Annotated in this window: 27 protein-coding genes; 25 read left to right on the plus strand and 2 right to left on the minus strand. The window is 64.9% G+C overall.

Annotated features, from left to right (window positions below):
- Positions 1-599 precede the first annotated feature (599 nt).
- On the plus strand, positions 600-3,734 hold the full coding sequence (locus tag CRP45_RS34695; RefSeq protein WP_245910278.1) for a VanW family protein: 3,135 nt from the start codon (positions 600-602) through the stop codon (positions 3,732-3,734).
- Positions 3,735-4,769: 1,035 nt separating this feature from the next.
- Positions 4,770-5,018: a hypothetical protein gene (locus tag CRP45_RS21270; RefSeq protein WP_143861493.1), complete on the plus strand. Its 249-nt coding sequence runs from the start codon at positions 4,770-4,772 to the stop codon at positions 5,016-5,018.
- A 106-nt stretch (positions 5,019-5,124) separates the two neighbouring features.
- Here the strand turns inward: CRP45_RS21270 and CRP45_RS21275 are convergent, their stop codons facing one another.
- Positions 5,125-5,379 carry a helix-turn-helix domain-containing protein gene (locus CRP45_RS21275; RefSeq protein ID WP_179830949.1) on the minus strand — a complete coding sequence of 85 codons (255 nt, stop codon included), beginning with the start codon at positions 5,377-5,379 and terminating at the stop codon, positions 5,125-5,127.
- A 141-nt stretch (positions 5,380-5,520) separates the two neighbouring features.
- Here CRP45_RS21275 and CRP45_RS33450 point away from each other — a divergent pair, with 141 nt between their 5' ends.
- The 13 genes from CRP45_RS33450 (at position 5,521) to CRP45_RS21330 (ending at position 12,850) form a co-directional block, all read left to right on the plus strand.
- Positions 5,521-5,742, plus strand: a complete 222-nt coding sequence (locus CRP45_RS33450; protein ID WP_143861494.1) for a helix-turn-helix domain-containing protein — start codon at positions 5,521-5,523, stop codon at positions 5,740-5,742.
- The gene (locus tag CRP45_RS33455; protein ID WP_143861495.1) at positions 5,739-6,140 is read left to right on the plus strand and encodes a hypothetical protein; all 402 of its coding nucleotides are present in this window, start codon (positions 5,739-5,741) and stop codon (positions 6,138-6,140) included. Before CRP45_RS33450 ends, CRP45_RS33455 begins: the two co-directional genes overlap by 4 nt.
- A 2-nt stretch (positions 6,141-6,142) precedes the next feature.
- Positions 6,143-6,928, plus strand: coding sequence for an alpha/beta fold hydrolase (locus tag CRP45_RS21280; RefSeq protein WP_143861496.1), 786 nt, complete (start codon positions 6,143-6,145; stop codon positions 6,926-6,928).
- Complete coding sequence (locus CRP45_RS21285; RefSeq protein WP_097246502.1) at positions 6,925-7,629, plus strand: hypothetical protein; 705 nt, start codon at positions 6,925-6,927, stop codon at positions 7,627-7,629. Before CRP45_RS21280 ends, CRP45_RS21285 begins: the two co-directional genes overlap by 4 nt.
- Before the next feature lie 809 nt (positions 7,630-8,438).
- Positions 8,439-8,636, plus strand: coding sequence for a hypothetical protein (locus CRP45_RS21290; RefSeq protein WP_097246503.1), 198 nt, complete (start codon positions 8,439-8,441; stop codon positions 8,634-8,636).
- A 171-nt stretch (positions 8,637-8,807) separates the two neighbouring features.
- Positions 8,808-9,485 (plus strand): hypothetical protein, encoded by a 678-nt coding sequence (locus tag CRP45_RS21295; protein ID WP_143861497.1) that lies wholly within the window; start codon positions 8,808-8,810, stop codon positions 9,483-9,485.
- Positions 9,486-9,816: 331 nt separating this feature from the next.
- The gene (locus tag CRP45_RS21300; RefSeq protein ID WP_143861498.1) at positions 9,817-10,038 is read left to right on the plus strand and encodes a hypothetical protein; all 222 of its coding nucleotides are present in this window, start codon (positions 9,817-9,819) and stop codon (positions 10,036-10,038) included.
- Positions 10,038-10,484 carry a gp17 family tail completion protein gene (locus CRP45_RS21305; RefSeq protein WP_097246506.1) on the plus strand — a complete coding sequence of 149 codons (447 nt, stop codon included), beginning with the start codon at positions 10,038-10,040 and terminating at the stop codon, positions 10,482-10,484. Before CRP45_RS21300 ends, CRP45_RS21305 begins: the two co-directional genes overlap by 1 nt.
- Positions 10,485-10,585: 101 nt before the next feature.
- Positions 10,586-11,248: a phage tail tube protein gene (locus CRP45_RS21310; protein ID WP_097246507.1), complete on the plus strand. Its 663-nt coding sequence runs from the start codon at positions 10,586-10,588 to the stop codon at positions 11,246-11,248.
- A 192-nt stretch (positions 11,249-11,440) separates the two neighbouring features.
- On the plus strand, positions 11,441-11,623 hold the full coding sequence (locus CRP45_RS21315) for a hypothetical protein (RefSeq protein ID WP_097246508.1): 183 nt from the start codon (positions 11,441-11,443) through the stop codon (positions 11,621-11,623).
- Between the two features lie 23 nt (positions 11,624-11,646).
- On the plus strand, positions 11,647-11,979 hold the full coding sequence (locus tag CRP45_RS21320; RefSeq protein ID WP_097246509.1) for a hypothetical protein: 333 nt from the start codon (positions 11,647-11,649) through the stop codon (positions 11,977-11,979).
- A gap of 38 nt (positions 11,980-12,017) precedes the next feature.
- Positions 12,018-12,461, plus strand: coding sequence for a hypothetical protein (locus CRP45_RS21325; RefSeq protein ID WP_097246510.1), 444 nt, complete (start codon positions 12,018-12,020; stop codon positions 12,459-12,461).
- On the plus strand, positions 12,458-12,850 hold the full coding sequence (locus CRP45_RS21330) for a hypothetical protein (RefSeq protein WP_097246511.1): 393 nt from the start codon (positions 12,458-12,460) through the stop codon (positions 12,848-12,850). Before CRP45_RS21325 ends, CRP45_RS21330 begins: the two co-directional genes overlap by 4 nt.
- 16 nt (positions 12,851-12,866) lie before the next feature.
- Here the strand turns inward: CRP45_RS21330 and CRP45_RS33460 are convergent, their stop codons facing one another.
- A complete protein-coding gene (locus tag CRP45_RS33460; RefSeq protein WP_143861499.1) occupies positions 12,867-13,313 on the minus strand; it encodes a hypothetical protein in 447 nt (148 codons plus the stop codon).
- Between the two features lie 349 nt (positions 13,314-13,662).
- Here CRP45_RS33460 and CRP45_RS21335 point away from each other — a divergent pair, with 349 nt between their 5' ends.
- The 10 genes from CRP45_RS21335 (at position 13,663) to CRP45_RS21380 (ending at position 24,891) form a co-directional block, all read left to right on the plus strand.
- On the plus strand, positions 13,663-14,955 hold the full coding sequence (locus CRP45_RS21335) for a hypothetical protein (protein ID WP_143861500.1): 1,293 nt from the start codon (positions 13,663-13,665) through the stop codon (positions 14,953-14,955).
- 161 nt (positions 14,956-15,116) lie between these two features.
- Positions 15,117-15,872, plus strand: coding sequence for a phage tail protein (locus CRP45_RS21340; protein WP_143861501.1), 756 nt, complete (start codon positions 15,117-15,119; stop codon positions 15,870-15,872).
- On the plus strand, positions 15,869-17,551 hold the full coding sequence (locus tag CRP45_RS21345; protein ID WP_097246514.1) for a Gp37-like protein: 1,683 nt from the start codon (positions 15,869-15,871) through the stop codon (positions 17,549-17,551). Before CRP45_RS21340 ends, CRP45_RS21345 begins: the two co-directional genes overlap by 4 nt.
- 85 nt (positions 17,552-17,636) lie before the next feature.
- The gene (locus CRP45_RS21350) at positions 17,637-18,074 is read left to right on the plus strand and encodes a phage gene 29 protein family protein (protein WP_097246515.1); all 438 of its coding nucleotides are present in this window, start codon (positions 17,637-17,639) and stop codon (positions 18,072-18,074) included.
- The gene (locus CRP45_RS21355) at positions 18,071-19,456 is read left to right on the plus strand and encodes a hypothetical protein (RefSeq protein WP_097246516.1); all 1,386 of its coding nucleotides are present in this window, start codon (positions 18,071-18,073) and stop codon (positions 19,454-19,456) included. Before CRP45_RS21350 ends, CRP45_RS21355 begins: the two co-directional genes overlap by 4 nt.
- Before the next feature lie 142 nt (positions 19,457-19,598).
- A complete protein-coding gene (locus CRP45_RS21360; RefSeq protein ID WP_097246517.1) occupies positions 19,599-19,934 on the plus strand; it encodes an LtfC-like domain-containing protein in 336 nt (111 codons plus the stop codon).
- 61 nt (positions 19,935-19,995) lie between these two features.
- Positions 19,996-20,346: a phage tail fiber protein gene (locus CRP45_RS21365; protein WP_179830951.1), complete on the plus strand. Its 351-nt coding sequence runs from the start codon at positions 19,996-19,998 to the stop codon at positions 20,344-20,346.
- A gap of 175 nt (positions 20,347-20,521) precedes the next feature.
- On the plus strand, positions 20,522-20,875 hold the full coding sequence (locus tag CRP45_RS21370) for a hypothetical protein (RefSeq protein ID WP_143861502.1): 354 nt from the start codon (positions 20,522-20,524) through the stop codon (positions 20,873-20,875).
- Positions 20,876-21,092: 217 nt separating this feature from the next.
- Positions 21,093-21,965: a hypothetical protein gene (locus CRP45_RS33955; protein ID WP_097246519.1), complete on the plus strand. Its 873-nt coding sequence runs from the start codon at positions 21,093-21,095 to the stop codon at positions 21,963-21,965.
- Between the two features lie 361 nt (positions 21,966-22,326).
- On the plus strand, positions 22,327-24,891 hold the full coding sequence (locus CRP45_RS21380; RefSeq protein ID WP_143861505.1) for a hypothetical protein: 2,565 nt from the start codon (positions 22,327-22,329) through the stop codon (positions 24,889-24,891).
- Positions 24,892-24,988: the final 97 nt, after the last annotated feature.

The following is a 24,988-nucleotide window of genomic DNA, read 5'->3' on the forward strand; positions in this document are numbered from 1 at the left end:
GCGCGGGTAATGGTGCGTGGGGGGCCGAGGGTGGGCAGGTCAGCCCTGACCAGGCGATGAACGTCGGCCGGGGAGGCGATGACGTGTGGGGCCACGAGCCGACGCGCGGGGGCAATGGTGCGTGGGCGCCCGATGGTGGACAGGCGAGCCGCCCCGATCAGACGATGAACGTCGGCCAGGGACGCGATGACGCGTGGGGGCACGAGCCGACGCGCGGGAGCAATGGTGCGTGGGCGCCCGATGGTGGGCAGGTCAGCCCTGACCAGGCGATGAACGTCGGACAGGGAATCGACGGTGCGTGGGGGCACGAGCCGTCGCGCGCGGGCAATGGTGCGTGGGCGACCGACTCTGCGCAGGCGAGCCGCCCCCGCCAGGCGATGAACGCCGACCAGGGGCGTGATGACGCGCGGGCGAACAACCCCGCGCAGGCCAGTGGTCGGTGGGGAGCCGATGCGGGGCAGGCGAGCGATGATGCGTGGGGGAGCGACCCTGCGCAAGCTGGCAACAGTGTCTGGGGGACCGACGCGAGCGAGGCCTGGGCGAATGGTGCCGGGCAGGATGGCCGCGCCGCTCAGCCAAGGAATGTCGCACCCTCTGGGGTGTGGACCGACGCGTGGCAGGAGCACAACCCCACCGAGGCGATGAACGATGGCCAGGCGAGCGGCGGCGCGTGGGCGAGCGATGCCGCGCAGTCGGGCCGCCCTGCTCCGGCGGCGAACGCTGGGCAGTCCAGCGGTGTTGTGTGGACCGAGGCTTGGCAGGACGGCGGCCCCACCAAGGCTGTGCAGGACGGCCGGGCGAGCGGCGGCTGGGCGGCCGAAGGCGGGCAGTCGGGCGGCTCTGCTCCGGCGGCGAACGCTGGGCAGTCCAGCGGTGTTGTGTGGACCGAGGCTTGGCAGGACGGCGGCCCCACCAAGGCTGTGCAGGACGGCCGGGCGAGCGGCGGCTGGGCGGCCGAAGGCGGGCAGTCGGGCGGCTCTGCTCCGGCGGCGAACGCTGGGCAGTCCAGCGGTGGTGCGTGGACCGAGGCTTGGAACGAAAGCGGACCAACCCAGACTGGAAACGATGGCCCAGCTGGCGGCACGTTGGGCAACGCCGCGCGGACCGCCAACGCTGGGCCGACGAACGCCGCCGAATGGGCTACGCATGGACAGGGCCGCCCCGCCCAAGCAATGGACGACAGTCCCGTGGGTAGTGGGGCGTGGGCAAACGACCAGGCGCAGTCCAACGCCGGGCAGCCGAGCAAAGCCGCGTGGACGACCGATAGTGCGCAGTCGGGCCGCCCCGCCCAAGTGACCGGCGCCGCGCAGCCGAACGACGTCCCGTGGACGACCGATGCCGCACAGGCCGGCCAGCCCGTCCACGCGACCGGCGCCGCGAAGTCGAACGACCTTCCGTGGGCGACCGATGCCGCACGGGCCCGCCAGCCCGCCCAAGCGACCAGTGCCGCGCAGCCGAACGACGTCCCGTGGACGACCGATGGCGCGCGGACAATTGATGGTGCGCAGACCGGCCGCCCCGCCCAAGCGACCAGTGCCGCGCAGCCGAGCAACGGCGTATGGGCGGACCATGCCGGGCAGGGGAGCCACTCGGCCGAGGCGACAAATGCCAGCGGTGCGGAAAACGTCGCGTGGTCGGCCAACGCCGGGGCGGTGGCCTATCCGGACGCTGGACAGGCGAAGAACCTCGCGTGGTCGGACACCGGGCAGACCGGCAACGCGGCGCGGTCGACCAACCCCGCCTCGGCGCCCCTCGGCGAGCACCTCGCCCACCCAGGTACCGTGGCTTACGGCGAGGACGCGAACGCCGAGCATGCCACCGCCGTCTTCCGCATGACCGATGTCCAGCGCGCACCCCATGGCGCGCACCCGACCGTCAACGAGCACGCGACCGCTGTAGTCCACCGGACCGACGAGCGCGCGCCCCATGCCGAGCACATGACAGAACACACCACAGCAGTCGTCCAAGCGACCGACACCGAGAACTCCACCGACAACCGCCAGCGCTGGGACAACGCCCGCAGATCCCGCCCAAGACCGGGCCCCGGCGAATCCGGGCCCTGGTGGCGGACTTCCGCCATCCGTCGCGCCGGAATCGCCGCGGGAGCCGTGATCGCCGTCGGCGGCCTCGGTTACGCCGTGGACGCCGTGCTCTCCTCCGGAGACGTGCCGCGCGGGGTGGTCGTCGCCGGAATCGATGTCGGGGGGATGGACGTCGACGAAGCCGACGCCAAGCTCCGCGCCAGCCTCGACGGCCGGGCCGGCCAGGAACTCCCCTTGCAGATCGGTGACGTGCGGGCCGAGCTCACCCCCTCCGCCGCAGGCCTCGCCGTCGACTGGGAGGGCACCTGGGACCGCATCGGCGGCCAGCCGATCAACCCCTTCGCCCGCGTGGTCTCCTTCTTCGGCACCCGCGAGGTCTCGGTCGCCAGCACCGTCGACGAAGCCGCGCTGGACCGTCAGCTCGCCGCACTGCGCGTGCACGATCGTCCCACCGTCGAAGGCACCATCCAGTTCCAGAACGGCAAGCCGGTCGCCATCCCGCCCGTGCCCGGCCGCGTACTCGACATGCCCGCCGCGCGAAACGCGTTGATCGACAACTGGACCGAGGGCGGCACCCTCGAATTGCCTGTTGTCCCAGCGCCGCTCACCGTCCGGCCCGAGGCCGTCCAGAGCGCACTGCACGACATCGCCGAACCCGCCGTGCGCGGCGACGTGGTGTTCACCGGGAAGGGCGGCGACGCCGTCCTCACCCCCGAGCAGATCGCGACCGTCCTCAGCTTCGCACCAGACGGACAGGGCGGCCTCGCCGCGAACTACGACCTGAACGCCGCGACCGCGATTCTCGCCCCGCAGTTGGCGAAATCCGAGGTGGAAGCCAAGGACGCGACCTTCGCCGTGAGCGGAGGAGCGCCGCGCGTCGTGCCAGCGGTGGTCGGCGACAAGATCAACTGGCCGAAGACCCTCGAACAGCTGCCCACCCTGCTCGCGTCAGCGCAGCAGCGCAGCGCGGCAGCGGTTTACGAGAAGATCGAACCCAAACTCACCACCGAGGCCGCGCAGGGCCTCGGCATCGTCGAGCAGATGGGCGCGTTCACCACCAGCGGATTCAGTGGGCCGTCCGGCGTCAACATCCGCACCGTGGCCCAGAAGGTCAACGGGGCGGTGGTGAAACCGGGAGAAACGTTCTCGCTCAACGAGTTCACCGGCCCGCGCGGCACCGCGGAGGGCTACGTCGAATCCGGCATCATCGACCACGGCCGCCCGAGCACCGCCGTCGGCGGCGGCATCAGCCAGTTCGCCACCACCCTCTACAACGCCGCCTACTTCGCCGGTCTCGAAGACGCGGGCCACACCGAACACAGCTACTACATCTCCCGCTACCCCGCCGCCCGCGAAGCCACCGTCTTCGACGGCGCCATCGACCTCAAATTCCGCAACAACACCCAAACCGGCGTCTACATCGAAACTTTCGCCACCGGCTCGGAGATCACCGTCCGCCTCTGGGGCACCAAGACGGTCGACGTCGAATCCATCACCGGCGAAAAGACCAAGCCCACCGAGCCCAACACCATCACCCTGCCGAAGGGCAAGGACTGCATCGCTTCCGAGGGCGCACCGGGCTTCACCATCACCGACACCCGTGTGATCACCGACCGCAAGACCGGCCGTGAAGTCTCCCGCGCGACCCGCACGGTGAAGTACGACCCCATCCCGGTGGTCAAGTGCGAATGATCGGTCCTCGCAACGTGGCCTGAGCCGATCAGCCGAGCGCGCTGACATCGAGGAGCCCTATCGGAAAGAAATCAGCTGGTTTCCTCGAGCCAAGAGGCGATCTCGACATCGTAGGTGTCCTCTTCCGCCTGATATCGAGGACTCACATCCAGCGGATTCGTAGAACCGGTCTCGGTCCTCGGGTGACCGGGTCCAGTCGAATCCCGCCGCCAGGCACACGATTTCGTCGGCGCGATCGACATCAGCCCTCATGATCGCATCGTAGGGGTCCGGAAGGATTGCCGTTCCGGGAGCTGTTGCGGCTGGTCTGCCGACCCTGTATCGGGGCGAAGTCGGCCAGCGCCTGTTGGGCAGGAGTAGACGATCGGCTCTGCTGCGAGCCTATTCGACCGGACGCTGGTGCTGGATTGGTTGACCAGCAGATCGAGTGGGTGCGGCAAAGCGCGCATAGTGTGGTGCCAGGTTCGTCGGGGAGCCGCGCCGAGGTTACATCCTGTGGTGATGCTGTTCGAGGAAGGCTGGGAGTGGTTTCCGGTGGGGATTTTCGATCACGATCGTTGTGATCCGACCTGCGGGGAGGGTGTCGCTCGCGGACCGGCGCGTTGGCCGTGCATAGTCGCGAAATACTGTGGTGCTCAGTAAGTCTCAGACGGAACCGGCACGTGCGTGGCGCGGCGGGGCGGCGCTCGCGCCGGGGTGGTGCGCATCAGGTGGGCGGGGTGTGGATGGGCCAGTGCCGTGTTCGCGCATGCGGGACAGCCGCCGGACGTTCGAACGATCCGGCGTCGCCGGTATGGGTATCGGGAGTTGTACGGGCCGTGGAGAACTGCCGCTCGGGCGGGTTTGCCGCGAACATTCAGCTATCGGCCGAAGGCAACTTCTGGCCTCCCGTGTCAGGCGAAAGGTGAAGTAGCAGGGCAACTTTGGCGAGCTTCGCAGGCGGCGATGGGATATAACTACCGTGATTCTGGGACGACAGTGGAGTTTTCGTTCCAGGCTCGCGCTCGAGGTTGAGCACTGAGATGAAGGGGAACTGTGGTCGTGGACCAGATCGGCTCGGTAACGGAGTTGGTAGCGGGGCGGGGCGTGGGCGCTGCGGCGGCACTCGGCGCGGCGATCGGTGACGAGGCGGCGCAACGGGTGCTGCTCGGCACCGCGACATTGTGCGACGTGGTGCTGGCTTCTTGGGCAATGGGTGTCGATACGGCTCAGGCCGTCGTCGAATACGCGGAAGTCGCACTCGAATCCGCGGTGAAGAGCGTGACCGGTTCGCGCTGCGCGTGAGCACCGCGCGGGTCGCCATACCCGCGCGATGTGGCGTTTCATGGTCGGGGATCGACTGCCCGGGACCGTAGGTTCGGTCCGGGCACAATCCGATGTAGGTGTGGGGCTAGTCGGGGCGCTCGATGTCCTTCAGCGCCAGCGTGACGAAGTCGCGCATGGGAATCTCCAGCGCCTGGCACAGTGCGTGCAGTTGCTGCATGTCCGGTGACCGTTCACCGTTCTCGAAGCGCTGAATCGTGCTGACGGCGAGTCCGGTCAGTTCCGCTAGTTGCTGGCGGGTCAGATCGCGGCGTGCTCGCGCTGCTCGCAGTTCGTTCCCTACCGCACGATTGATGCCCGAAGCCGTCTCTTTCGCACCCATATGGACCATTCTGAGGTCCGAACGGCTACCTGGCAAACGACATGCCGACTACTTCACGCCCGTGTCGTCGCACAGTTTGCGGCGCGAATCAAGATCCATACGGGCTTGCAACTAGTCCGAACGGACCATATGGTGCTCCGTATGGATCATTTGGATGAAATGGTTGCGAAACGTGTGCAACACGTTCTTGCGAAGCGGGGGGTCGCCCTGAATGACCTGGTCAAACACACCGGCATGCCCGCCGCGGTGCTGCGTCGACGATTAGCTGCGCAAGGCTCCTTCACTCTCTGCGAACTCGCCCGTATCGCGGCCTTCGCCGGCTGCCGGACCGCCGAGCTGATTCCGCAGACGGGTCGGCGATGATCACTTCCCGCGAATCGAGTCCTCCGGCGTGGGTGAAGGACTTCGCACCCAATCGTTCTCAAACGTTTTGTGACTGGAATCACTCCCAAACGGAAACTGAATTCCACGCGTCGGGCGATCGATCAGTTACCGCCCCGGTCGCGCTCGGGGGTGTCATCGCGAAGCTTCCACGACTGGCTGGATACGGCGCGTGGACGTCGTCCCCCGCCGGCCTCGCGCCGACCTGTCCGACACCAGCGGTGGCAGTGGTCCTCATCAACGATCCCCGCGAAGAAAGCGTGCACACCGCCACCCTTGTCGCCCTGCCCGAACTCGACGGCACGGCGACGTCGGGCCGTGCGGTCGGCGTCGCCGACTTCTCCTACTTGCCGACAAGCGATGAAAGGTCGCAGGTCTGAACATGTCTCGACTCAAAAGTATTCGCGCCCTCTGGAATTCGACGTCAGTACCCGATCCGGTCGATGTGTTGATCATGGGCGGCACGTGGAATCCCAACGGGGACGGGGTCACCGCTGCCTTCGCCGCAGGCCTCGACCTGGACCACTTCAGGCCGCGAGTTGTCCCCTATCCTGCCGACTACGGCAGGTCGGTGCCGTACGCGGACAGCGTCGAGGCAGGTCGGAAGGCTCTGATCACCGCGATGAAGTCGTCGCCGCATCCCGTGGTGCTTGCGGGCTACTCGCAGGGCGCGGCGATCGCGGGAGACGTCGCCGCGTCGGTCGGCGGATCCGCGCGTGTGGTTGCGTGCGCCCTCATCGCCGATCCACTTCGCCCGGCGGGCGAGTGCATCGGTGCGGACCCGGGCGGCTACGGCATCGCGGGTCAACGTCAGGTGCCGAACGTGCCGGTCTATTGGACGGCGGCCCCCGGAGATCCGATCACCGCGCTGCCCGAGGGTAACCCGCTGCGCTCGATCGCCGATCTCAGCGCGTATTTCAGCCTTTCGTCTCCCCATGCGGCGATGCGGTGGGGTCGGAGCCTGATCGATGTGGCCGCTCAGCGGCAACTGCAACGGTGGTGGTCACCCCAGCACTGGCGCAGCTGGTCCGGAGCCGTGGCGTTCGCGCGGGGCTACCTCGTCGACGGCAGGCATACCGAGGATTACATCCGCGGGGGTCATGCCAGGGAGTTGGCGGAGCGGCTCAACGCCGAGGTCGTCGAGGGCGCGCTACGGAGGCGCGGATGAACGACGAGCCGAACCATTTGTACCTGAGCCGAGGCGAACTCCGTGAGCTCGCCGACCTGCTCCGTGAAATACCCGACCTAGCAGAAGATCTCGCGATATCGAGGTCCCGCCAGGCCAAGCTCGGCAGTCGGGGCGACTACCGCATGCACCGTCGCGCCAGCGAGCAACCGCTGCCGTACAACCCGGCCGCCGCCCGCGCGGCGGACCATTTGCACGCTGTGCTGGTCGGATGGGTCCGTCTGGTTTGTGAACAACGTGGTCTCGACTACTCGGGTTCGACCACGACCGCCGGACTGTCGCGATGGCTGGACAAGAACCTGATCGCGCTGGCGATGACCGTGGGCGTCGAGAGTGCGCGACGGGAAATCGGCGAGGCGGTGCTGGCGGCTACGACGGTCGTCTGCCCACCGCCGGCAAAGGTGGACCTAGAGCCTTCGATGATCGACCAGGCGCGCACCCATCGCCTCAACGCCTCCGGTATCGCCACTTTGGCGAAGGAACTGGGGGACGAGTACCGGAGTTTGACCGTCCGGCGGGTGCAGACGCTGCGTGACGCGGGGAAGATCGCTCCGGTGCCGGGGCCGTGGGCTCCCGATTGGCCCGAGGTGTTCGTGGTGGGGGAGGTACTCGACCAACACCGCGCCCATCCCAGCAGGTCGCGGGGCAAGGGCGCGACGGCCGCGCGGAGCCGCGCTCGGTAGCCCTGTTCCGCGTACCCGAACGGCTCGAGTCGCATCGCTCGCGACAGCCACCGTATCGCACGGTCCAGCGTGGCAGCGTCGTCGTTGGAAAGCATTGCCGCCCAACCGGTTACTTGTACCGGTCGGGCGGCAATTTCCGTTTCCGGAACGATCCGCGCGTCCAACTCGGTTACCTGCTTCGTGGTCGCGTCAGCGGTTCCTGGATGGTGCGGCCGCCCTGAAGGCCCCAACCGTGATCGCGATCGGTGCCGACCCGCTTCGATAGGCGGGTGCGATACCGCACCGCGCTGCGGAGTTGAGCCGAGCCGATACCCGAAAGCCCATACCGTCCGCGCCATCTGCCCTACGAAGTCTGAAATCAGCTGGACTACCAGCGGTTTCGTCGCCTCGAAAAATCGGGTGTTGACATTCGCACCGCGTTAGGTGAACATTGGTGCAGCGCCAGAGCTGCGCCTTCATCCCGAAGATTCCGGGAAATCCCCACTCCTCCAGATGTTCTCGATAGAACTCGTCGTGGCCCTGTGCGTCCGCAACACCGGACGCACAGGGCCACGGCCGTTCCTCTCGGAGCTCTTCTGGTCCCCAAGCATGCGGCACGCCCCCGAAACCCCTCCGATGTCGAATTGACAAGCGGGGCAGAGCTTGCCGCATCCGCCCGAACGCATCGCTCGTCTCCCGTCACTACGGTGCACGGTCGCAGCCGAGCGCCGTTCGGGCATATGCCCCACCCCCGGCGTGCCCCTCCAGGCCGGGGGTGGGGCATTCATCCCGCCGGTCGTGACCAGCCGGTTGTCTGCGAGGAGGCAGTCATGGACGACACCGTGCGCGAACTGCTGGAGCTGCACCTGCACAGCCCACTCCCCGCGACACCCGACCGCGACCTGGCCCACCAGATCATGCGCGTCCATCGGGAATGCGCCACCGACCATTGCCGCCGCAAGGACCAGGCGCTGCGGTCCTTGATTGCCGAAGGCCGTATCGTTCCCGACTCCTCACGCACCCGCTGACCCCCAGCCCGCCCCGCAGGATCCCTTCTCCCGCAATCGGTTCGCGGTCGCAGACGGTCCGAGCCGCGGGGCGCCCGGCCCCACCCCCGGTTTTGCTACGAGCCGGGGGTGGGGCACCCCAACCCGCAGTGAAATCACGGTTACGAGTAGAAGCTCATGGACGGTTGAACGATGTTTTTCGAAGACGTGCCAAACGACGCCCCCCTGTTCGCCGACGGCGGTGAAGTCGCGGAAGGCCGACGTCCGGATGTCGACGACGGGATGCTTTCGCTGAGTCGGCCCGGACGGCTGGCCCCGTTTCTCCAGTGGTCGGCGGTAGCGTCGGCCGGTGGTCAGATGTTGGCGAAGGCGTTTCAGGCGAAGACGTTCGCTGCGGGCGGCGAGGTGGCAGAAGAACACGGCCCCGTCAGCAGCGACGGTGGTTTCCTCTCCACGTCCCGAGCGGGTTCGCTGTTCCCGTTTCTGCAGTGGCACAACTGGTACAACATCTACAAGAACACCAGGGACCAGGTGACTGCGGCCGGCGGCGAGGCAGCCGTAGCGGCCATCGTCGGCGCTGTCACCGGACCTGCGGGCGCGGCGGCGACAGCGGCCGCCACAACGCTGACCAACACGGCGGGCGCTGTCATCGAACAATTCTCGACACAAGCCGAGGCGTTGCGTCGATTCACCCCGCTGCCGATGGCGTCTCAGCCCCAACTGCGCACGCTCGAGGGGCGGCTGGGCAGCGGTCTCGACATCGACCGGTCCACGACCATCAATGTGATCAAGGCGGGCAGCTACGGTCCCGCGACGTCGAAGGACGCGCTGAACCTTCGCGCGCTGACGTATCTGTCGCACGTCCGCTGACCGCGGGATCGCCCAGCGCGAGGACACCTTCCCTTCCGGAGTGGGCCGCGCCCGTTCACTTCACGTGCGATGAGATCCGAGAGGGGGTGAGGAGAATGCTCGCCGTCGTCGCAGACGTCATCAAGTTGATCAGCGTGGTGATTCCGCTGTTGCTGCCACTGTTCGGGCGGTGATCCGCAGTGCCAGAACAGGGTTCGCGGGGCGGATGCGCCACTACCGCGTATCCCTGGAAATCCGAGCGTCCCCGAGCGCCGTCCATCCGAGACGCCGGCCGTACCTGAACGAATTCGTTTCCACGGTGCACCCGTGAACCCAACCCATGGAGAAAGTCATGCCCAACGCCGATGAATCCCTCGGCCTCGCTGGACAAATCCTTACCGATGTCAACGCCGTGGTCGCCCGCCTGGCCACACTGAAAGCCGATATCGATGTCCTGTCCAACCTGGCGCAGGGCGTCGCGATGACCGTCGACGCGGCGCTTCCCGCACCGGCGCCGCCGACCGGAAGCCTGGACGCCACTGTTTCGCTCGGCTCGGCACCGGAAGCGGTGTGATGACCTATCCAGTCGCGGGGGAGTTCCCCGATTTCGAACAGTTCATGATCGACCTGTTCACCCCGATCGCCACCACCGTCACCACACTGCCCGCCACCTCAGAGGCCTTGCAGTCGGCGCTGCCGCTCATCTGGGTCCGCAAGAACGGCGGGACGCTGGACATCAACGCGATCACCTACAAGGCGAAGGTGAACGTCGTCGCCTTCGGCACGACTCGTGGTCAGGCGCAGCAGCTCGCGGTGCAGATCCGTGCGGCGATGCTCGGCGCGCCCGCCAGCCGTGTCAACGGTGTGCTCGTCGACTACGCCGAGGAGGTCGTGGCCGACGAGCCGAAGTTCCATCCGCCGATCCTGCGGCGTAGCCGCGGTCTGACGGAGGTGCCGGATCTCGATCCGCTCAACCAGATGGTCGAGATCGCCTTCTCGATCGAAGCCCGCCGCCAGTAGACGGGCCACACCCCTTTCCGATGGGGCCCTTCAACGGCACCAGCCGGTGCCGATCTTCGTTAACCATGCCCGCGTCCGCGCGGGCGCTCGAATGGAGACACATGCCTGCCACCAACCTCACGGCGCTCAAGTCCGCTCAGCGTTCGCTGCTGCTCAAGCCGCTCGACGCCGCGGTGTTCATCGCGCCCTGGTACACCCCGGCTCCGTCGTCGTTCACCGACGCCAGCGGCGCCCTGCAGACGCTGCCCGCGGCTTTCCAGCCGGTCGGCCTGATCGACAAGAAGACCGGTGTGGCCTTCGCTCGCGGTATCACCGCCGCGCCGATCGAGGCGTACGGCGAGCTGCAGCCGGTGCGAAACGACATCACCAGCGACATCACCACCATCGAATTCCAGCCGCAGCAGACCACCAAGCTCACGCTGCAGCTGACCACCAGCGCCAACCTGGCGCAGGTCAAGGCCAACGCCGCCTCCGGTGAAGTGTTCTTCCCGCAGCCTGCCTCGGAGGAGATCACCTACTACTCGGCGATCGTCATCGGCAAGGACGGCAACGACGCCAGCCCGATCTACGTGTTCAAGGTGCTGCCGAAGGTCGCCATCAGCAAGTTCGGCGGCGAACAGTGGAACCCCACCGAGGTGCTCGCGCAGAAGCTGACCATGGTCGCGTTCAAGGACGACACCGCGGGTTACGCCATCGCGCACGGCTTCGGCGGCCTGGGCTGGAAGAACGTGCTGGCGCAGACCGGCATCGAAACGGCGGCCTGACGCTTCCGCGGCACACCGCCGCTACACCCTGCTCGCCGCGCGCCTCGATCACCGCGATCCGAGTCGCCGCGTTCGCAGGGTCCCTCGATCACCCAGGTCTCGGCCTGGGCGTGGGGCGGGCCGTGTGTCTCCGGTCATGGCGCGCCCCACACCTTCCTTGTCCATCCTTCCGGAGAAGAAAGCGGGTCCACTGTGTCCGCCATCCCCACCGAGTACCCCGTCCTCATGACCGACGGCGAGAACGACTACGTCGTTTCCAGCGCCACCGAATACGTCAACGCCGTCTACAAGCTCGGCCACACCCCGAAGGCGGCTGCCGTCGCCGACGAGGCGACCGACGCGGCCCAGCGTCGTCGCGTCTCGAAGTCCAAGTAACACATCGCAACCGGAGAAGCACCATGGCAACCACATCCGATGCGGCCACCGCGGCCGAAGCCGGTGGACGTTTCTACGAACTCCAGCGGGAACTCGCCCCGCGCCGTCGCGCGCCCTACCGTTTGACCGACGACATCGCCATCCCGCCGGTCACCAGGAGCCAGGTACTGGCCCTGCGCAGGACACGCGACGACGACGAGCAGATGGCCATCGTGCTGGGCGACCAGCACGAAGCCATCGAAGCCCTGTTCGCCGAGCGGCCGCTGGACGAGTGGTACGCCTTCCAACGCGATCTCTACGCACACCTCTTCGGCCAGGGCGCCGCGGAGCTGCCGGGGGGATCGCAGGGCTCGTAGAGTTCTGGGAACGTTTCGGTGCCGCGCTCGACTACGACTTGCTCGAGCGCGGCATCGACGTCCGAGAATGCTTCGGGCCCAATTCGATTCGCACACGCGACTGGCGCACCATCTGGGCGTTCAAAGACAGGCTGCCGCACGGTTCGCAGTATCGTTCGGCGCTGGCAATGGATCGCGAACTCGCCGAACAGGTGATGGCAGTAGAAGACGCCGCGGCCGCCCTCGATCTCTACGAGGAAGCCGAGCAGCCCGCCGGGCCGACGCCCGAGGGCTACACCATCGACAGCTATCTGCTGTTGTCGATCATCGATGCCCTGCAAGGTGTGCAGGCCGCAGTAATCGCCGCCGCGGGCGGTGACCCACCCCAGATTCGACCGATGCCACGACCGATAACCGCGGTGGAAATGGTTCGCGACGAACGACGCGATCGGTCGATGCAGAACCTTATCGACCAGTTCACGGCCCCTACCTGGGAGGAATGATGATCTTCACCGCCACGCTCCCGGCCCAGGCCGCCGGCGGCCCCGACATCACCGCACTGGCCGGCGTCTACTCGCCGGCCTTCTACGAAGGCGACACCGTCACCGACGTCAGAATAGTTGCGCCGCCGGGGTTTTCCACCCTCGACGGTGCGGCAACCAACAACGTCACGATCTCTGTTCGCCAGCTCCGAAATGGCACGCCGGTCCAGACCTTCGCCAGCCTCACCCTAGGCGCGGGGACCACTCTCGGAGCGGAAGTTTCCCTGCCCGTGGCGATCACGGCCCAACCGACATTCCTGGCGGGTGATGTCCTGGACGTTCGTATGCACCAAAACGGCACCGGCCAGGCAGTCGGAGCGGGCTTGCACGTCTCGGTCTTCGTGAGCTGAGTTCACCTGCCCGAGATCACGGATGGACAATCGGGTTCGGAAGTGGGTCCACATTTCCGCGAGCAGCGTTTGGAAAACACGGTGACGCAAGATCCAGTCCGAGCTCGCCGGTCGAGGAGACAAGTGCTGTCAGCGTGAAATGATCCGGCGTGGTCGCTTGGATCAGATCGGGCTCGACGGTCGGCTCATAGGTCACTTCCCATCCGAACGATCGCCAACCGGACCGAAACGCGTCGAAGTACCCTCGCGCGGGTTCTTTTGCTCCGGTGACCAAATAGTGCAACCAGAGCCCTAGGGGAGCATCGGGGACTTTGCGATCAATGGTGCACGTATCCACGTTTCGATCGAAGACCGCACGGCCGTCCCAGCGATCGCTCAGTACGAGCGACAACTCGGGCGGCAGGGCACCCAGTGTTCTGTGCAGATAGGCGACTCCGAGCTCTTGAGCGGACTTCTCCGACAAGTCTTCCCTGACGGGGTATTTGCTGACGTAGGTCAGTTCAGGCTTCGGATCCCATCGGGAGGGACTGGATTCGGCGGCTACCTCGTGTGGTGATGGTGCGCAGGACGTGCAAGCCAGTGCGATGGCCGCGGCCGAAACCGCCAGGGCAGGATATCGGTGATGCATTCTGTCTCTCGATGTCTTTCAGCTCGACTGGCGCGAAACTCATTCGATAGCCGCTCGCGGCATCCTAGCGCGATTGTCGTCCGAGAGTCTTGTCCGGGCGTGCATGTCGCAGTCCGAGTCCCGTATTGGTTGGTGCGTCCCACACGACTGGCCATCAGCCGACCTCTTGAAATGATTATGGAAAATGGGCGATAACAACGATATGGGTCCGGTGACTCCGCTTTTCGAGTTTATGGACCGTGCCAAGAACACCCTCGCCGCCTTCCTGCCGCGTTCCGATGGAGCTCCATCGTTCATTCAAAACGAAGATCGCCGTTCTGCCGAGTCGGCAGCCGCGTTTGCGCAGGTATTCGGGCACGTCCCGCAGAATTCGATCGATCGAATGACTGCCGAGGCACTGAATCCGAATACCTACGATCCGAAGTACAAGGGTGTGCAGGCGCAGATCCGGGTAGTGCGAATCGACAAAGTCCCTGGACAAGGGGTGGTCCGCTCCTCGTTCTTCATCGAACAGGACCGGGTCTTCAACCCGTCGCCGAACAACCTCGGTTACAACCGTGGTGACGGCCGAACCGCGAACGAGAACTTCGACCCCGAACTGTCTCGGGTGACGATGTATGTGGATTACGAGAACGGCCTGGTCATCCTGCGTCAGAATCCATCGATCAAGGTCGACGACGGGGAAGTCGAGGTCGGAACTCCGGAAGCCAAGGTATGGCAGGCGAAAGACGGTAGCGTCAGAGTGAACTATGCTGCGCACGATCCTTTTGCGGTATCGGTACACAAAAACGTCGGCTCGGTCAATGGAAACCTGGTGTTCACTCCCGGCCAGGGCGTTGCGGGAAAACCAGGGTCCACGGGTGTCACAGTCAACGGACGCGTGGGAGATTACCCGACGTTGGAGGTCTATCAGGACGCTCCAAACGGTAATCGCCATACGATTCTGATCGATCCTGCGGATTCGGGTTCCGAAGTGTTCGGACCGATGACTCTCGTCGGAAACCATGACATCGGGACCGGGCTGGACGCGATCAAACCGTTCCAGAAGTGGAAACCGTTCACCACGATCGGCGGCATGAGCGACGAGGTCGAGGATCTCCCTTCGGCCAAAGCGGCACCGGTCGGCAGCGCGCCGAAAGCACCGGTGTACGCGTCGGGTGGCGACGTCAGCGGCCCCGGTTCGTCGATCGGCGACAAGATCCCCGCATGGCTGTCCGACGGCGAGTTCGTGATGAACGCTCGCTCCACGTCGGTGAACCGCCCGTTCCTGCAGGCGCTCAACGCGGATCCCTACTTCCTGCAGAAGATGCTGGCATCGCGATCGGAACGCGGCCGGAACGAAAGCGGCGGAAGCGGTTTCGGGAACGCTGCTCCGGCTGGGCAGCCGGCCACGGTGAACATTTCGATGTCGAGCAACGAGGACATCGTCGGCAGATTGAAAGTGCTCGCGTTGCAGTGGGAATTGGCCCATTCGTGATAGCGGCGGAACTATTGGATTGAGGTGGATCTGTGGCGTCGAATGCCGCGATGATCACATTGACCGGAGTCGATGGGTCCGTATGGACGATCGCCGGTCACGGTCGTGGTCGTGAAGGTGTTGATTTGGCTACGTCGCCGAGCGGTTTGTACGACGCTCCGGTGACGACGATTTGGAACCAGTCGGCCTTCCAGGTCGGTTCCTCGTTCGGTGGATACCGGACCAACAAGCGTGACATCGTGTTCGCGGTCAATGTCTTCGAAGCCGGGGGTCGGTCCTGGGAGGCGGTGGACTCGGCGTGGCGCAAAGCGTGGGCCTATGACCGGGACGCGACATTGACCATCACCACCGACTACGGCACGCGGTCGCTGAAGTTGCGGATGTCGGAGCAGCCGGATTTCAAGCCGGACAAGGACCCGCATCTGAAGCGGCAGGGCAAAGTCGTGATGACCTGCATCGCGGGAAATCCGTGGTGGGTGGAGTCGGATGTGACGAGCACGTGGACGTCGACAATCGACACCACGGGTGCGAACATGAGCCAGCAGGGCACTGTCAGCATCGCCAACCCGACCGATCAGCCGATGTGGTTGAAGTGGGTGTGCTCGGCGCCCGGCAAGTGGACGCTGCCGGACTTCTCGTGGGGCGCCGTCGATCGTGACGAGGCGCGCACCATCACGCTGCCGATGACCGCCGCCGGGCAGGCGTTGACGGTGGACACCGACCCGATGGAAGAGATGATCGTCGCCGCGGATCGGTCGCAGATCTGGGCGTTGATGAACGGCGCCAGCTTCCTGTATCCGGTGCCGGCGTACACGCCCGCCACCGATGTTCCGGTGAAAGTGGCCGGTGCGCCGACGGGTGCGTCGGTGATGGTGGTGCAGCCGAGGAACTGGTCGCGGCCGTGGGGGCTGCAGTGAGCACCGCGCTGGATCTCGCCGCGATCTACGCGGAAGCGCAGCAGCGCAAGGATTTCCGCAAACAGCAGCGCTACGCCCGGCCGCTGGTGCGCCTGTGGGACGGTGACTGGAATCTGCGCGGCATCTGCGGCGCGGAGGTCAGTGCTGATTTCCGATGGGTGCTCAACCAGTCCGGCACCGGCATGCTGGTGCTGCCTTACGACTACTACCTGGCCAAGTGGGCCGTAGACATCAACGGCCGCACCAAGCAGAACGTGCACATCACCGTCGACAAGGACGGTGCGCGCTGGGACGGCCGGTTGGAGAAGGCGGTCATCAAGACCGACGAGCACGGCGTGACGACCGTCGAATTGCTGTTCATGCACTCCTACCAGGAACTCAAACACATCTACTGCTGGTCGAACCCGTTCCTGCCGGCGGCGGTGCAGTTCCCGCGGGAATTCTTGCTGGCGGGCCCGAGTGTCTGGGTCCTCAAGACCGCGCTGCACGTGAATCTGTTGCGGCTGGAGGCGTCGTTGGACTGGGCGCTGCCGGACGACCCGATGGACTCCGGCGAGTGGGGCAACCTCGACCAGTCGCAATGGCGGGTCGTGGTGAAACCCAGCGACTTCCTCTCCGATACGTCGATGTGGACCATTTTCGGCTCCCGGTTCCGCAACTTCCACGAGGCCGCGGCGGGAACGCTGGAAACGGCGCAGCTCGCCGTCGTCACCAGGCGGTGGCTGCGCGGCGATCCGGAACCGTGGCCGGGTGCGAACCTGCGCCACGGCTGCCTGGTGGTCGATATCGTCGACAAGTCCGGATTCTGGACCGGGACCAGCACCGGCGGCAACATGTGGGACGGCCTTAAACACACGATGCAGGTGCTCGACAACACACTGCTCGACTACAGCCCGGATGTGCTGCCGGATCAGAATGTGCCTGAGCTGTACAAGAATCCGGGCTGGATGGGCACGCTGCCGTCGAACCCTTGGGTGGTGTACCGGCAGAACGAACACACCGGTATCCAGACCTCACAATTCGTGGTCAACCCGTCCTCGGCCGTGCAGATTCTCACCGGCGGTCATTCGATGCCGGGTGTGAACGAGGCCATCTCCTCGGCGATCCAGTTCGTCGGCATGGTCACCGCTGGTGCGCTCGGCGAAGTGCCGTTCGTCGGTCCCATTCTGGCCGGTGTCGCCAACGGTACGACGGCGGTGGTCGACACCATCGCGATGGCGTTGTTGTCGGACACTCTGCTGGCGTGGATGTCTTTCCAGTCGCCGCAGCGCGCGCTGAATTCGGGTTGGTCGCACTACTACGAGCATTTCGAGAACAGCGCCGACCGCGCCTATACGCTCGGATCGCTGCTCACTCTGGGTGAGGGCCTGTGGAAAACCCGCCGCCACTTCACCCACAAGTTCACCGTGGCCAACGGTGAGCCGTACCTGATCGGTGATCAGGGCCAGGGGCATTTCTTCCTCGGAGATCGGGTCGGCTCCACTGTCAAGGGCATGCCGGAGGGCTCGATCTACGTCGACCAGGTGACCGAGCTCGAGCTCGCCTGGTCGCGCACCGCAAGCCCCGCCTGGCAGGTCACGGTCGGTTCCGACCGGGACCACGACATGCCGTTCGCCAAATCCATGCGGGTCGTCGCCGACATCGTCGACGACATTCACGCTCTCGCCGTCCAGATGTGATTCCGGCCGAGTTCGCCGTGCGGTGAGCTCGGGAGGTCGAACAGGGCGGTCTCGCCAATCTCATTTCTATCCGCCGGAGAGAACTATGCCTATTCCCATGCGCGAGGACTGCGACCCCGATGATCCCCACGAGGCGTTCGTGTGGGCACTGGTCGGTTTGCCCGGCCCGCGCAACTCGCCTTTGCTGGTGCATCCCGATGTGCTGCGGCAGTGGTCGAAACACCTGTGGGACCTCGGGTTCCGTCACTACCCCGACGAGCAGATCAAGGAATACATTCCGCCCGCACGCGGTGTCACCCACTGGCTCAACGGTGCGGGCCAGTGGGCCGAGAAGGGTGCCGTGCGGCCCGCGGCGACTTCGGCGCCCGACGTCTCCGTGTTGACCCCGGACGAGCGGGCGCATCTGGTGGAACAGTTGCGCGAGTCGGGTGAGCTCGCGCACCTGGTCGATCCGCGCGAACTGGACTTCAATCACGCCAGGGTCGGCAGCGCGGACTCCGCCGCGTCCGGTGGTGACCGATGACGAGTCCCGACAAGAAGATTCCGGCGGGCGCCTACACCGGCGGCTCGATCCGTAATCTGCAGAAGGTCACTTGGGCATCGGCGCAGGCATCGATCATGTCGAAGGTCGTGCAGTCCTTCGCCGGCGTGGACGCCATCGGCGCGAACCTGAACTCGGTGACCAATCGCGCGCTCAACGCGGCCAATTCGGCGCAGACCGATGCCTCGGACGCGCAGTCGACCGCGAACGCGGCGCAGAATACGTCCGCATCCAACGCGGCGGCGATCGCCGATCTACAGGCCGACAAGACGCAGAGCGAAGTGGGCGGGTCGAAGGTCACCGACAGCTTCGAAACCTGGGATACCGCCAAGTGGTCGGTCGCCAAGTGGATCGATGGCCAACACACTGTTCCCGATATGGTCGTCGTCGGTCATCAGGCGGGCATCTCGAAGACCGGAAACACCGGCACCGGTGGCAATTTCGCGCTCTACAAGACGCCACTCATGACGGACTCCCAGTCGGTGTCACTGGTGTTGGGACGCGTCAACCAGGCCGGCTACTTCACCGGCAGCGGCGTTCTCATCCGCGCGGCGGCCGATCTGTCGAGTTTCGTCATCGTCCAGATCGGGACGTCCAAATTGTCCCTCCAACGCGGAACGATGGTCGATGGCGAGTTGACCGTGACGATCTGGGCGGAGAAGACGAATCTGTCGCTGAACACGGGAGACACGGTCACGGTCACTGCGACCGGCGCGTCGTACGAGGTCCTCGTCAATGGCGTCAGCAGACTCGGTTACCAAGACACCGCAGCCACCTCTCCCGTCGGTGCGGCCAACCGATGGGTCGGGTTGTTCAGCGCGTGTTACGCGAGTACGACCTGGTCCGGCACGACCCTATATTTCGGCTTCGATATCGAAGCCTTCTCCGCGGCGGACACGTCGTCACCGCCCATAGTCGGGACAGGCTGGTCGCTGTATCGCCAGAGCACAGCGGCAGTCGCGCAAAGCGCGGGCAACGCGCGATACGCCACCATCTTCGATACGGTGCGTCAGGCGAACAAGGTCAGCGTCCTCAACCTTCCATCCGGCCAGGTTCAGATCACCAAACCCGGCTGGTACGTGATGAGTGTCGGCGCCCAGTGGGAACAGCCTTGCGGAACCGGATACAACTACAACGTCTCGTTGTGGTCCGCGCCGAGTCCCGATGGCCAATGGAAGCTGGTTCGCAACAGCGGTGAAACCGAAGGCTCGAAGGTCTATCGCGTTTCCGGAACTTTCGTCGTTTTCGCGGGCGCGGGAAGTGTCTGGGCGCCTGGTTACTACATCGCCGGCGCCAACCAAATGTACGGCGACCCGTCCGGCAGCCACGTGTATTTCGACGGGACGCTTTGCTCGTTCTCCTGACTCGATCGAGTCCAGCGGTGCCGTCCGCCACCGTCGCGCGAACGAGTTTCGGCGGCACCGCATCGAAGCGGCCGAGTACGGCCGATTCCGCACCGAACCCGTCCGCGATCCACGGGCGTGGTCGAACAAAGCAGAGGAACCTATGAGCACACCGAATGGTCCCGGATACCTGGGCTACCAGCCAACGCTCGAACCGCTGAAGCTGACCACCGGCGCCAGCTTCGTGCAGACCATCCAGCCGTCCGACGGAGCGGTATTTCCCGACGGCACAACGGTGTCCATCGTGTTGACCGCACCCGGAGGCGCCGCCCTCGGCGCCTGGCCCGCCACCGTCGACTCGAACGGCGCCGTGTGGACCGTACCGGCCGCGATCTGTGACGACATTCCGACGAATTCGCGGTACACGATGCTGGTCACCTATCCCACTTCCCCCGCGACCACGTACGCCTGGTACGCGGGCACCGTCGTCCGGACCTAGCCCCGGTCCGACATCGCCGACGAATTCATCAGTAATACAACAAATCTCGAGGAGTCCACTCATGGCTATCGCCGTCACTTCGACCAAGAACGCGCTGTGCGCCGCCTACGCCAATATCGCCACCACCGTCTACGTCTCGGTCCACACCGCCGACCCGGGCACCAACGGCGCGAACGAGGCGTCCGGCGGTTCCCCCGCCTACAAGCGGGTGGCCACCACCTGGTCCGCCCCGGCCAACGGCCAGATCACCGGCAGCCAAGTCACCATCGACCTGCCCGCGGGAACCTACACCCACGCTGGCCTGTGGAGCGCCCTCAACGGCGGCACCTTCATCGACAAGGTCGGCATCGCCTCCACCACTCTCGGCGCGCAGGGCACTCTGCTCATCACTCCGACCTTCACCATGAGCTGACCATGCCTAATCGGAGAGTGCCATGACACCCCCAGGTCAGGTGATCACGGCGGCCATGCCTGTGCCACCGGCAGTGGCCCTGCCGGTTCCGGCGCCCGCTGCGGGCACGGGGACGCTACCGGCTAGGCCGGTCACCGTCGTCAACGGGACTCGCGTCCCAGTTGTTTCCCCGTTCGTGTACGCCGCCTTCTCGGGCCTTGCCGCACCGGCCGCGCTGTGCTCTCCTTCGGCGTCAGCGGTGGCCGCCGCGGGTGGTGCCGGCCTGCTGACGGCACCGACGTTGTCATCGCAATTCGTTGTCCCTGATTTCGGTGACACCGCGTCTGCGACGGCGCGTGTGCTGGTCGGTTCCGGTGGCGCCGTTGTGCTGTCCGCGTCGTTCGATGCGGACAGCCGGGAGGTGGCAGGCGATGCCGCCTTCGGCATCGCCGGTGTGCTCTCGACGGAAACGACGCCCTATTGCGCTGCGCTGCCGTCGTTCTACGCCCGAGGCGCCGCCACAGCGGACGCCTCGAATCCGCCCGGTTGAACAGCGCCCCTCGAGCCCAGGCGAATTGGGCTCGGGCTTCCAGAAGCGAAAGCTGCCGCGCCCGACCGAGGTCGGGCGCGGCACTTCGTGTCTCGGGGCCAGATCATCTTCGTGCTACAAAAAGGAAGTTGCGGTGGCAGATACTGCATTCAAATCGGCGAGACTGCCTGTGTCGCCATCGGCTACTCCAGCTATCCCGGCGCCGCCCGCCAACAGCGTGGTGTTGCCCGCCTCGCCGGTGTCTTTCGTCGCGGGCAAATACATTCCCGTCGTCGTGCCGTTCATCCGCGCGGACATGGCCAGTGACGGTGCACTGTTCACGGTCGCGACCGCGAAGGTAGTGACAGACGGAACCAACAGCGGCGCAGGGCGATTGAGCATGGCACTCGCTGTTCACGTGCTCGGGCTGGCCGACTTCGGAAGTAGCGGTTCGGCGAATGCGCGAGTCGCGGGCGGTGCTGCGACGGTGGTGGTGGTTTCCGCCGGCTTCGGTGGCGACGGTCACACGATGACGACGAACGCGGTCGCGCGTGGCGGCGGCGAACTGTCCGCCGTGGTCGTGCCCACTGCCGGCGCGGTGTCGACATTCCACGGCACGGCCACCGTGATCGGTGTGCTTCCTCCCCCGGTCGAAACGGCGTCCGCGCCGTTGTCGGGTGGCGGCAGCCTGACCGCCGCCGTGGTGCCCGGGTTCAGTGCGTCGGGAATGAACAAGAGCGGAACGCAGCCCGGACCCAATGCCCAGAACGCTTGGATTCAGGTGATCAGCTGGACCGCGGATACCGCGAACTATCCCGGCTCGACCGTGGATACGAATGCCCTCCTGGCCAAGGGCGCCAAGGCGTCGGCCGCCATCGCAGGCAGTGTCGGCTGGACCCAGGGAACCTACCCGAACTCGATCTCAGCGCGCCTCAAGCAGAACGGGGTGGTCGTCGCCACCGGCACGCCCGCCAATCCGGCCCTCGCCAATGCCACGGTCGCAGTCGCGGCAGGTGATCGGTTCACTCTCGAGGTCAGCGATGGCAGCGGGTGGGCCGCGTACTCGGCAGCCACGATCAATGCGGGAAATACGTACCTGCGGATCACCTGAACTACCGGCGCCGCATCGACCTACTGACCTACTTCGGCGTGCCACCGATCGCGGCCACGGTGCCCGAATCACGTACCTGTGTGGCGGCTCGACGGGTTTCGGCAGTCTGAATGCCCCGCCATCGTTCCACGCTGAGTTGAACCGCCACTGCCCGCCAGCAGTTGGAAACCGGGCGAGTCCGGAGTCGGCGGACGGCCACGAATGCGCCACTTCTCGGCTGGTCTCAGGGCCGGTCAATCGATCTTCCCGCGTAGTCATCAGGCCGAATCGCGCTGTGCGCCAGCCGCTCTGCAACCGGCTGGCCTCGCCGCATTTCGAGCCGGATTCGGCGCGCCTGAAACCTTTGAGGAGGCGATGAGCCGTGACGGATATTTACGGCCTTCCCGACACCACCGGCCGTAAGGAGGGCGATACGTGGACCACCACGTTGCCCGACGGGCGAACCGTAGTGAACACGATCCCCGTCGGAAACGGCAATCAGACTGTCGACCAGATCATTACCAATCCTGACGGCAGCACTACGAACTCGCGCGTCGCCGGCAACGGGCAGGGAGGGTGGCAACGGTGGAACGACGACTCCACCGGAACCTCCTCGTACGCAGGCAAAGACACACAAGACAGCGACGTCTACGGCCAGCATTTCAATCCAGGGGCATCGACCTCGGGCCGCCCGAATCACGAATTCGGGATGTCGTCCGACTACAAAACTACCGCCACCGCGTCGTACGACCAGGACGGCAATCGGATCGGCACCGATATCGGTGTCGCGAACAAGAGCGGTCTCTACGACAACGTTCACGTCGACAACTTCGGCAACAAGACGTTCACGACCACGAGCCGAGACGAAAAAGGCGCTGTGGTCAGCACTTTCACCGGGCAGATCGACAGCGATGGGTACGGCTGGAAAATCCTGGGCGACAAGCGATGGGAAGTCGCACCGGACAGCCAGGGCCAGCCGGTCTTCATGCGCACCGAAGAGACTCCCGAGGGTGTGCACCACTACCGCCTGGACGAGACGGGCAAGCTGACCGATGAATTTCGCGGTAACCAGCCAGGCCTGTGGTACCGGGACACCATCAATCCTGAAGACGGATCGATAACTCGGCTCGATGTAAATCTCGGAGTCACCGTTTACAACAGTGACGGTACCGTCCGGAGCAGCCAGAAGCCGGACGACAAACGGACCGGACTCGAAAAGGTAGTCGATACCACCGGAGAATTCCTTTACGGGTCGGGACGCTTTCTGTTCGGGATGACGGACGTGGGCGCTGTCTACAACGCAGTGAGCCCATTATGGGGCCAGCATGACGCCGCGGTAACCGCGGACGACGTTCTCGTGGAGACCGCTGAATCGTTCAAACCGTTGTTCACCGGCGATGGCCATGAGAGATGGCAAACCCTCCAGGCCATGATTGCCGGAACCAACAGCGACGAATTCGGCGACGACAGCATTGTTTCCACCACCAAAGCCGTACTAACAGCTGCAACCTTCTTCCTACCCGGTCCGAAGGGTCTGGGCGCCCTTGGGCGCCGAGGCCGAGCAGGCGAAGAGCTTCTCATTCGAGAAATGGCTGAGGCCGGTGCCACCGAAGCTGAGATTCTGGCATCGCTGAGAGAAGTACGCGCCGCGCAAGAGGCATTGGATTCCGTAACCGGCAAGAACGATCGCGGGGATGGTAGCGGCGAGCGGCTGACACCCGCAGAGATCCTGGCCGAGATCGAGAATTCACGACGCCCTACTGGAGTTCCAGATGGAGCTTTTCGCCATGGTGACGGGGCGGGCAGGGATGCCAACTCACCTGATGGTAGCCACAGCTCTCCGGGAATATCGACGCGGAATCCGCGTATATCCGATCCGGCAGACTCGCGTATGCCGAACGGACTCAACGACGCTGAAAAGAATCGTTGGCTGTACGACAGGACCGCGCCGGCGGACACATCGAACATGGCTAAGATTGGCGACCCAGGAGTCTCTCGATGGCCTTTGAAGGAACGGCTTCTCGGCGGGCTTCGGTCAGGCGCTCGCGGCTTCATCGGAGAAGCATTTTCCCGGGCCAAACTTCGCCTCGAAGGCTACGAGATTCTTGCCGAGAACCAGCCGATCCGCGTCCCCGATGGTAAAGGCGGACATGTAACCGTAAAGCCGGACTTCATCGCAATCGATCCGAAGACGAACAGGCTCGTATTCGTCGAAGCAAAGTTCGGCAACGACCCTACGTTTCGTCCGAATCAGCTCGAGGGATATCCAGGGATCAACGCCGGCGACACAAGCATTCTGGATTTGGAGCTGCCGAAAGAACTGCGTGACAAAATCGTCTCACGGATGGAGAGTGAAAATCATCCACTCGAGAGCGACATTATTTCGGGGATTGACACGCATGCCTGGAACGTTGATCACATGCCGACGCCCGAAATTATCCGGGAGGCGCAGCGAGATTTCGAGACCGACTATTTCGAGCTGAATACGTCGAAGAAGTCCCTGGGGACATCGGCGAATCAAACCAAATCCTTCCTCAATGATTTGGTGAATGAACTCGACAAGGAAGGCGCGGATCAGAACCTTCCGCCGTCGCTTCCGGACAAGTGGTCGAAGCCGACGGGTGACCTTTCAGCGCTGGGAATCGGTGCGCTTGCTGCCTTCGGCATGGGGCTTCTGTTGCCAGATGAGGAGTCGGAGGACGCTGAGTTCGATGAGTCTGATGTGCTGTGGCAAGCCGGATTGGTCCAGTCGATGATGTCGGACCTTGCTGCTGTAACTGGAACTGCAGTGGTCATGCCAAACCCGGTGATGACTGTTGCGGGCCCGAGTGTCAACCCGATCGACCAAAGTCTGGTAGTCAATATCAGACTACCGGCGCCCGAAAACCGTATCGATGAAGAAACGCAGATCGCTGCGTTTGTGGCCAACTCTGTGCACATTCGCTGACTAGATGCATGTTCGGGTAGGTCTATCGACGAAGAAGCTGGTGCGATGTAGGATCGAAGTTCGAGTGTATCGCGTGCCGACAATGGAAATCCCGGTT

This window comes from Nocardia amikacinitolerans, from assembly GCF_900215415.1.
GTDB classification, from domain to species: Bacteria; Actinomycetota; Actinomycetes; order Mycobacteriales; family Mycobacteriaceae; genus Nocardia; species Nocardia amikacinitolerans.